The sequence below is a fragment of the Glutamicibacter sp. AGC84 genome (assembly GCF_053543575.1).
This window is the reverse complement of sequence record NZ_JBLVOC010000020.1, coordinates 80,522-89,798: the sequence shown is the minus strand read 5'-3', so window position 1 is coordinate 89,798 and position 9,277 is coordinate 80,522. Positions and strand designations below refer to the sequence as shown.

The following is a 9,277-nucleotide window of genomic DNA, read 5'->3' as shown; positions in this document are numbered from 1 at the left end:
TGATTGAAGGGGTCTTCGTTTTGGTGGGCCCTACCGGGATCGAACCGATGACATTCACGGTGTAAACGTGACGCTCTACCAGCTGAGCTAAAGGCCCTCCTGCAGTGTGTGAAATCGGGAAGTTTCTTTCCTTCAGTCCTTCGCTGCAACAAGTAATAATCTAATGCATCCCGAACTGACTTGGCAAATTGAAATGGAGGTTTTCATAAAAGAGTGCCGAGCGTCACCACATCGCCTGATCTTGGAACCTACTCTCCAGTGGCGTTGCCGGCAAGTTCGAGGCTGTTCGCATGCACGGGTAATCCGCAATCGCCAGCATCGACCCCACACCTGCTTATTCCACGCTGCACCACTGGGACCAGCGCCACCGAGGCGCGAGCTCAGTCCAGCGCGGAAGAACACGAGGCGCCTGGATCTGCGGACTTGCCCCGCAGGTGGAAGCGAAGCAGCTCGATGAGCGATAGCACGTACCAAGAAGCGGTGATCGAAGACGACGCCGCCACCCTCCACGGGGCATTGGAAAAAAGCGATGCCAGATCGCTGTACCGGGTTCGCAGATTCGAAGCACCCTCCGGTGCCGCGCAAGGGCCACCGGCTCAGCCACGCTGGCTTCGGACGACAATGCCAGGAGTCCAGCGTCATCGAGGATCAAATATTCCATGACGCCGGCACTATGGGCACCGCAGGACTTGCCCGAGTGGAAAAATCGCCTCAAGGAGACAAAAAATCCCCGATCCGAATGGATCGAGGATTCTTATTTGGTGGGCCCTACCGGGATCGAACCGATGACATTCACGGTGTAAACGTGACGCTCTACCAGCTGAGCTAAAGGCCCTTACCATGTTCGCTTTTGCAAGCCAACGAGGAATAACTCTACACAGATTTCTGCGTCCGGGCAAATCGGTGAGCCGACTTTTTTCGTGAACTGGAGCACAGCCCATATCGGCACGCTAAACGGCGCGTTCCACTGCCGCCTTGTAATCATCAATGCTTCTTGGCTGCGTCATCTCGCTGCGGAAAATATCGCGCACTTCACCGTCAACCAGGTACAGCGTCAATCTGGCCGCGACCCCACGCTCAGGGTCAAAGGCGTCGGCCTGTTGCGCCACCGCCCCATGAGGCCAAAAATCGGCCAGCAGCTCGAAGTCCAAGCCAAGCGACTGCGCATAGTTGCGCAGGGTGAATTTATGGTCCACCGAAATGGCCACGATGCGCACCTGGTGCTGCGTGAAGAATTCGTAGTGCTCTTGGAGTGTTGCCAGTTCCGACCCGCATACCCGCGAAAATGCCCAGGGATAAAAGACAACCAGCACCCGGCCGCTAGACAGCCCGGTACTGGTTATCGTTTCGCCGTACTGATTTTCCAGCGAGAAGTCGAACAGGCGTGAACCTGTTTGAATCATTAGTTCTTCTTACGCGGGGCGAGGCGGATTGCGGACCAATCCTCCGAAACGCCTTCACTAGTAGTTACATGCAGGCCAGCGGTTGGCGCCTCCTGCTGGATAAGTGCTGGGGATACATGTCCCTCGCGGCCCTGCTTAGGAGTAAGCAGCCAAACGATGCCACTCTCGTCCAAGCAGTTCAGCGCGTCCATCAATGCGTCAACTAGATCTCCATCGCCGTCGCGCCACCAGAAAATGACTGCGTCGACAACGTCATGGTCCTCTTCGGTGAGCAGCTCTGAACCAATCAGGTCCTCGATCGATTCGCGCAGATCGTAGTCCACGTCATCGTCGTAACCCAGTTCCTGAATAAGGTCTTCATTAGCGAAGCCCAATTTTTTGGCGGGCTCCAAGTTTGCCGATACGGCGTCGCTCACTTCATTCCTCCTGCTGGTGCAAAGCGTTACTACCAACGAAACACGGTTTTGCCGCTCCGTTCAAGCGCTACAGCGATAACACGCCGAACAAATATAACCCACATTCCAGTGACCCGCATCATATTGACATGGCCATCGGGAAGTTAGCTCCCGTACCTAGTTGCGCAAGTCACTTCAAATATCTGATTTAAACCGGTTTTTGCTGGAAAACGCGCCACAAAACTGGATCGTTTAACACTAGAGTTGCATATGAACCGGCAGTGCACATCATTCCAGTGCTACTGCACCCGTTGTCCCAATACCGATGCACCGCAGCGCAAAACTGCACAGCGTCGGAGCCGCAATTCAATCAAGGAGCTTCCGTGGCTGTAGAGGAACACATCTCCCAGATCCGTAGCGGGTTGACTTACCAGCTGTCCGATCGGGATCCTGAGGAAACTCAGGAATGGATGGACTCGTTTGACTCCCTCGTAGAGACCCAGGGCACCGAGCGTGCCCAGTTCATTATCCGCTCGCTGCTGCAGCGTGCAGGTGCCAAGTCCGTGGGCGTGCCGCACGTGACCACCACCGACTACGTGAACACCATTCCTGTGGACCAGGAACCAGAATTCCCGGGCGACGAGGCCATCGAGCGCCGCTACCGCGCCTTCATGCGCTGGAATGCCGCCATCATGGTGCACCGCGCCCAGAACCCTCATATCGGCGTTGGCGGGCACATCTCCACCTATGCCGGTGCAGCGACCCTGTATGAAGTAGGTTTCAACCACTTCTTCCGCGGCAAGAACCACCCAGGCGGCGGCGACCAGGTCTTCTTCCAGGGCCACGCCTCGCCAGGCATGTACGCCCGCGCATTCCTCGAAGGCCGCCTCTCCGAAGAGGACATGGACGGGTTCCGCCAGGAAAAGTCGAAGGAAGGCCACGCGCTTCCTTCCTACCCTCACCCGCGTTCCCTGCCTGACTTCTGGGAATTCCCAACCGTCTCGATGGGCATCGGCCCAGCTAACGCCATCTACCAGGCGCAGCTGAACCGCTACCTGCAGAACCGCGGCATCAAGGACACCTCGGACCAGCAGGTCTGGGCCTTCCTGGGCGACGGCGAAATGGACGAGCCGGAGTCGCGCGGCTTCCTGCAGCTGGCCGCCAACGAAAAGCTGGACAATCTGAACTTCGTCATCAACTGCAACCTGCAGCGCCTTGACGGCCCGGTTCGCGGCAATGGCAAGATCATGCAGGAACTGGAAGCCTTCTTCCGCGGTGCCGGCTGGAATGTCATCAAGGTTGCTTGGGGCCGCGAGTGGGATGCCCTGCTCGAAGCAGACAAGACCAACGCGCTGGTTGACATCATGAACCAGACCCCGGATGGCGACTACCAGACCTACAAGGCTGAGTCCGGCGCATTCGTTCGCGAGCACTTCTTCGGCCAGCGTCCGGAAACCAAGGAATTGGTTGCCGACATGAGCGACGACGAGATCTGGAACCTGAAGCGTGGCGGCCACGATTACCACAAGGTCTACGCCGCCTACAAGGCTGCCACGGAGTTCAAGGGCAAGCCGACCGTCATCTTGGCCAAGACCGTCAAGGGCTACGGCCTGGGTTCGCACTTCGAGGCTCGCAACGCGACCCACCAGATGAAGAAGCTGACCATGGAGGACTTGAAGAAGTTCCGTGATCACCTGCGCATCCCTATCACCGACGAGCAGCTCGAAGCGGACCTCTACACTCCTCCGTACTACCGCCCAACCGAGGATTCGGCTGAATACAAGTACATGATGGAGCGCCGCGAGGCCCTGGGCGGTTCGGTGCCTACCCGCCGCCAGGAAGCTTCGAAGAAGCTGGCCCTGCCAGGCGAGAAGACCTACGCGATCGCCAAGCGCGGTTCGGGCAAGCAGCAGGCGGCCACCACCATGGCCTTCGTGCGCCTGCTCAAGGACCTGATGCGCGACAAGGAATTCGGCCACCGCATCGTGCCGATCGTGCCAGATGAGTCCCGTACCTTCGGCATGGACTCGTTCTTCCCGACTGCGAAGATCTACAACCCGGGCGGCCAGAACTACCTGTCCGTGGACCGCGATCTGGTCCTGGCCTACAAAGAATCCCCTCAGGGCCAGCTGATCCACCCGGGCATCAACGAGGCCGGCGCCGTCGCAGCCTTCACCGCTGCCGGCACCAGCTACTCGACCCACGATGAACCGCTGATCCCGATCTACGTGTTCTACTCGATGTTCGGCTTCCAGCGCACCGGCGACCAGTTCTGGGCAGCCGGGGACCAGATGACCCGTGGCTTCATCATCGGCGCTACCGCCGGCCGCACCACCCTGACCGGTGAAGGCCTGCAGCACGCAGATGGCCACTCGCCAATCCTGGCCTCGACCAACCCTGCTGTGATCACCTACGATCCGGCCTACGGCTACGAAATCGGCCACATCATGCGCTCCGGCCTGGAACGCATGTACGGCGGAACCCACGCCGATCCGAACGTGATGTACTACCTGACCGTGTACAACGAGCCGATCAGCCAGCCAGCTGAGCCGGAGAACGTTGACATCGAAGGCATCATCAAGGGCATCCACCTGCTCAAGGAAGCTACCACCGACGGCCCGCGCGCACAGCTGCTGGCCTCGGGCGTGGCCGTGCCATGGGCGCTGGAAGCCCAGGCCATCCTGGCCGAGGAGTGGGGCGTTTCGGCTGATGTCTGGTCGGTCACCTCGTGGAACGAACTGGCCCGCGACGGCCAGCGCGCCGACGCCGACGTGCTCGTGGATCCATCGAAGCCGCGCCGCACCCCGTACGTGACCTCGAAGCTGGAGTCCACCCCGGGCCCAGTCATCGCGACCACCGACTACATGCGCGCCGTGCCCGAGCAGCTGCGCCCGTACGTGCCAGGTGAATTCCACACCCTGGGCGCGGACGGGTTCGGCTTCTCGGACACCCGTGCCGCGGCCCGCCGCTTCTTCAAGATCGATGCGCACTCGCTGGTCGTGCAGACCTTGCAGTCGCTGGTTGAGCGCGGCGAAATCCCTGCGGACACCGCAGTGAAGGCGCACGCCAAGTACGACCTGAATAACGCTAACGCCGGCCAGTCCGGCAACGCTGGCGGCGACGCCTAGGCCCCAAGGTCCAGGTGCCCGGAGCTTGCTCCGGCGCCGCATTGAGCAGCTGCCCGATGACGAGGTTTTCCTCGTTGCCGGGCAGCTGGCTCATTTAATCTCACCTTTACCTGCTGTGCCGGGCGCGGGGGAAGAAAAGAAACTAAGCTGGAACCCATGAGTCCTGAAATGGATGCCGCCGCAGCTCCGAAGAACCGTCCCAGCCGATCCCAGGCACCCAGCAGTGAAACGCTCAAGCGACTCAAAAGCCATATTGGCGTCCTGTCCACCACCGCGCTGAAGTACCTGGACCAGCAACTGCCCTGGTACCGATCGCTGGCGCCCAATGAGCGCGCCGCCTTGGGACTGATCGCCCAGAAGGGCATCTCCACCTTCGTTACCTGGTACGAGGATCCCTCCTCCACCCCGTCCTGGGTGGTGACCGACGTCTTCGGCGCCGCTCCCACGGAGCTGACCCGATCCATCTCCCTGCAGAAGGCCTTGGGCCTGTTGCGCACCATCGTGGAAGTGGTCGAATCCCAGGTGCCCGACATCGCCGCCGAGCATGAACAGGCAGCCCTGCGCGAAGCGGTGCTGCGCTATTCGCGCGAGGTCGCTTTTGCCGCCGCCGATGTCTATGCCCGCGCCGCCGAAACCCGCGGCGCCTGGGACTCGCGCTTGGAGGCCCACGTGGTCGACGCGGTGCTGCACGGCGAGGCCCACGACTCGCTCTCCTCGCGCATTGCGGCCATTGGCTGGAAGTCGCAGAAGAATATCCGCATCCTGGTGGGCACCACCCCTTCGTCCAACCCGACCACCTTCGTCTCGGCCCTGCGTCGTATTGCCATCCGCTACTCGCGCGATTCGCTGGTGGGCGTGCTCGGCGACCGCTCGGTGCTGATGCTTTCGGACACCAAATTCGAAGAAGCGGATCTGAGCCGGCTGACCCGGTTCTTCGGGCCCGGCCCGCTGGTCTACTCCCCCATGGCTCCGACGGTGAAGGAAATGCACCACGCCGCGGTGGCAGCCGTGGCGGGATTCAGCGCTGCCAAGGCCTGGCCGCAAGCGCCGAATCCGGTCGGTGCCGATGACCTGTGGCCAGAACGCGCCTGCAACGGCGATGAATTGGCCCGCACGGCGCTGGTGGACCAGGTCTACATTCCGCTGCAGCAGGCCTCCAATGGCCTGGCTGAAACGCTCTCCAGCTACTTGGCGCTTGGCCACTCGCTCGAAGGCACCGCCCGGGAACTGTTTGTCCATGCAAACACGGTGCGCTACCGGCTCAAGCGGGTCAGCGAAGTGACCGGTTGGGATCCACTGGTTCCCCGGGATGCCTTCGTCCTGCAAACCGCGCTGCTTTTCGGACGGCTCCACGAATCGAACTTGTAGGCTTCAACCAAAGAGCGTCGAGCTCCCGACACCGATAATTCCGAGTTGATCGCGCATTACAGCGGAATTCAGCTTCTGGATACGCTAGGCTTTTGTAGAGATCCTACAAACAGTCACCACGAGCTTGGTACTCAAATGAAGCGCCAAAAGCTCCCAACATTTGGAAAGCTGTAAGAGTGTTAGCAATCGTTTGCCCCGGACAGGGCTCCCAGACCCCAGGTTTCCTCACCGAATGGCTCGACGTCGATGGCGTGGCCGAGCATTTGCAGGCGCTCAGCTCGATCACCGAGCGCGACCTCACCGCCCACGGCGCCACCTCCGATGAAGAGACCATCAAGGACACCGCCGTCGCCCAGCCGCTGATCGTCGCTGCCGGCCTGGTCACCGCCCGTGCGCTCTTTGGCAGCTCGCTGCCGGCAGGCGCCGTTGTGGCCGGCCACTCGGTTGGCGAGATCACCGCGTCGGCCCTGGCCGGCGCGCTGGACGAAGCTGACGCCATGAATTTCGTGAAGGTCCGCGCCAACGCCATGGCCGAAGCCGCTGCGGCGACTCCGACCGGCATGGCAGCAGTGCTCGGCGGCGACCCGGATGAGGTCCTGGCCAAGCTCGACGAACTGGGCCTGACCCCGGCCAACGCCAATGGCGGCGGCCAGATTGTGGCCGCAGGAACCATGGAGCAGCTCGCGGCCCTGGGCGAGAACCCGCCGGCCAAGGCTCGCGTGATCCCCCTGAAGGTTGCCGGCGCATTCCATACCGCGCACATGCAGCCCGCAGTTGGCATCCTGGAGGAACTGGCCGGAACCATCACCCCGAAGGAACCAGCGGAAACCCTGCTCTCGAACTTCGACGGCAAGGCCGTAGCCGATGGCCAGGCGAACCTCGATTCGCTGGTCGCCCAGGTATCGCGTCCGGTCCGCTGGGACCTGTGCATGCAGACGCTGGCCGAAGCTGGCGTGACCGGTGTGCTGGAACTGGCACCGGCCGGAACCCTGGTGGGATTGGCCCGCCGCGGGCTCAAGGGCGTGAAGACCCTGGCGGTGAAGAGTCCAGCGGATCTGGAAGCTGCCAAGGCGTTCATCGCCGAGCACACCGCCAACTAGGCTTTTGCGCCGTTCACAGATTGTGCACGCCGGGAACGTCATGTTGCGTCCGCCGAGCGCGTCTCTGGCCTAAGCTTTAAACCGACGAAACGTGCCGCGCATTCTTGATGCGCCACCAAAGTTTCATTAAGCCGGCTGGAACCGGTTCCTGGAAACAGGATCTGCGCCCAGCCACAAAAATGACCGGAGTCCTCCGGCTAAGAAGAAAAGGAGCCATCCATGGCTAGCAACGAAGAAATCCTGGCGGGCCTCGCCGAAATCGTCAACTCCGAGACCGGCCTGGACGAAGCAGACGTGCAGATGGACAAGTCCTTCACCGAGGACCTGGACATCGACTCGATCTCGATGATGACCATCGTCGTTGAGGCTGAGGAAAAGTTCGAGGTCAAGATCCCTGACGAAGAGGTCAAGAACCTGAAGACCGTCGGCGACGCCGTCAACTTCATCGCTGCGGCACAGGCCTAAGCTTCCCGGCGTTTTTTCGCCACACCGTTGTGCGGGCAAGCCGCGCACACCGGCCGGTACGTCAAGCCGGCCCCCTGAATTTCCAAGCACAGTTCTTATTCGCACAGTAGAGAGTTTGATGATGGCGCGCAAAGTAGTGATCACCGGTCTCGGAGCCACCACCCCAATCGGCGGGGATGTCCCTACCCTATGGGCAAACGCCCTCAAGGGCGTCTCCGGCGCCGTAACCCTGGAAGATGACTGGGTTAAGGAATACGACCTGCCGGTCACCTTCGCCGCCCGCGCTGCTGTGCAGCCGACCGAGGTACTCTCCCGCCCGGAGACCAAGCGCATGGACCCATCGACCCAGTTCGCTGTGGTTGCGGCCCGTGAAGCCTGGGCCGACTCAGGCCTGGTCAAGGAAGAGATGGACCAGAACAAGCTGGCCGTTGCCTTCGCTACCGGCATCGGCGGCGTCTGGACCCTGCTCAACGCCTGGGACACCCTGCGTGAAAAGGGCCCACGCCGCGTCCTGCCCATGACCGTGCCAATGCTGATGCCTAACGGCCCAGCAGCTGCCGTGTCGCTGGACCTGGGTGCCGCCGGTGGCGCGCATACCCCGGTTTCGGCTTGCGCTTCGGGTACCGAAGCGATGCACGTTGGCCTGGAACTGATCCGTTCGGGCAAGGCCGATGTGGTCATGGTCGGTGGCGCAGAAGCCGCGATCCACCCCATGCCGATGGCCGCCTTCGCGTCCATGCATGCACTCTCCCGCCGCAACGATGATCCGGCCAAGGCTTCGCGTCCCTACGACACCGACCGTGATGGCTTTGTCATGGGCGAGGGCGCTGGCGCGCTGGTACTGGAAGCCGAAGAGCATGCAATCGCCCGCGGCGCACGCATCTACGCCGAGCTGGCAGGCTCCTCGGTCACCTCCGATGCGCACCACATCACCGCACCGGATCCAGAAGGCATGGGTGCAACCCGTGCGCTGAAGGCTGCCATGTTCGATGGCCGCATCCAGCCAGAGGACGTGGTCCATGTGAACGCCCACGCAACCTCCACCCCAGTTGGCGACAAGCCGGAATACGCTGCGCTGAAGAACGCCCTGGGCGATCACCTCGAGAACGTGTGGGTATCCGCGACCAAGTCACAGATGGGCCACCTGCTGGGCGCTTCCGGTGCCGTGGAGTCCGTGCTGTGCGCACTGGCCATCTACAACCGCAAGGCCCCGGTGACCATTAACCTGGACAACCAGGATCCAGAGATCCCGTTGAAGGTCGTCACCGGCCAGCCTGCGCAGCTGCCTGCAGAGGGCTCCATCGTTGCGCTGAATAACTCCTTCGGCTTCGGCGGCCATAACGCCGTGGTCGCCATCCGCAGCGTCTAGCCGTTCCGGCAGCTGCAGGCGAGCGCGCCACTGGGCTGGTTGAAGAGTA

At 61.6% G+C, this 9,277-nt stretch carries 8 protein-coding genes and 2 tRNA genes; 5 read left to right on the top strand and 5 right to left on the bottom strand.

Going from position 1 to position 9,277, the window contains the following annotated elements; genetic code table 11:
- Positions 1 to 21: 21 nt before the first annotated feature.
- The 4 genes from ACNPN0_RS12720 to ACNPN0_RS12705 form a co-directional block, all read right to left on the bottom strand.
- A tRNA-Val gene (locus ACNPN0_RS12720) sits at positions 22 to 97 on the bottom strand.
- A 662-nt stretch (positions 98 to 759) separates the two neighbouring features.
- Positions 760 to 835: transfer RNA gene (locus ACNPN0_RS12715), tRNA-Val, on the bottom strand.
- A gap of 115 nt (positions 836 to 950) precedes the next feature.
- Positions 951 to 1,403, bottom strand: coding sequence for a redoxin domain-containing protein (locus tag ACNPN0_RS12710; protein ID WP_332498654.1), 453 nt, complete (start codon positions 1,401 to 1,403; stop codon positions 951 to 953).
- Positions 1,403 to 1,819, bottom strand: coding sequence for a DUF3052 domain-containing protein (locus ACNPN0_RS12705; RefSeq protein WP_105657750.1), 417 nt, complete (start codon positions 1,817 to 1,819; stop codon positions 1,403 to 1,405). Before ACNPN0_RS12705 ends, ACNPN0_RS12710 begins: the two co-directional genes overlap by 1 nt.
- Positions 1,820 to 2,181: 362 nt before the next feature.
- Between ACNPN0_RS12705 and aceE the strand changes: the two genes are divergently transcribed.
- Positions 2,182 to 4,926, top strand: a complete 2,745-nt coding sequence (gene aceE / locus ACNPN0_RS12700) for a pyruvate dehydrogenase (acetyl-transferring), homodimeric type (RefSeq protein ID WP_448938597.1) — start codon at positions 2,182 to 2,184, stop codon at positions 4,924 to 4,926.
- On the opposite strand, the gene ACNPN0_RS12695 is transcribed toward aceE, so the two are convergent.
- On the bottom strand, positions 4,886 to 5,020 hold the full coding sequence (locus tag ACNPN0_RS12695) for a hypothetical protein (protein WP_286134540.1): 135 nt from the start codon (positions 5,018 to 5,020) through the stop codon (positions 4,886 to 4,888). The two genes, aceE and ACNPN0_RS12695, sit on opposite strands and share 41 nt — an antisense overlap.
- Positions 5,021 to 5,082: 62 nt before the next feature.
- Between ACNPN0_RS12695 and ACNPN0_RS12690 the strand changes: the two genes are divergently transcribed.
- The 4 genes from ACNPN0_RS12690 (at position 5,083) to fabF (ending at position 9,228) form a co-directional block, all read left to right on the top strand.
- Positions 5,083 to 6,294: a PucR family transcriptional regulator gene (locus ACNPN0_RS12690; RefSeq protein ID WP_448938596.1), complete on the top strand. Its 1,212-nt coding sequence runs from the start codon at positions 5,083 to 5,085 to the stop codon at positions 6,292 to 6,294.
- A gap of 176 nt (positions 6,295 to 6,470) precedes the next feature.
- On the top strand, positions 6,471 to 7,394 hold the full coding sequence (locus ACNPN0_RS12685) for an ACP S-malonyltransferase (RefSeq protein WP_448938595.1): 924 nt from the start codon (positions 6,471 to 6,473) through the stop codon (positions 7,392 to 7,394).
- 219 nt (positions 7,395 to 7,613) lie between these two features.
- The gene (locus ACNPN0_RS12680; RefSeq protein ID WP_105657746.1) at positions 7,614 to 7,859 is read left to right on the top strand and encodes an acyl carrier protein; all 246 of its coding nucleotides are present in this window, start codon (positions 7,614 to 7,616) and stop codon (positions 7,857 to 7,859) included.
- 121 nt (positions 7,860 to 7,980) lie between these two features.
- On the top strand, positions 7,981 to 9,228 hold the full coding sequence (fabF, locus tag ACNPN0_RS12675; protein WP_448938594.1) for a beta-ketoacyl-ACP synthase II: 1,248 nt from the start codon (positions 7,981 to 7,983) through the stop codon (positions 9,226 to 9,228).
- Positions 9,229 to 9,277: the final 49 nt, after the last annotated feature.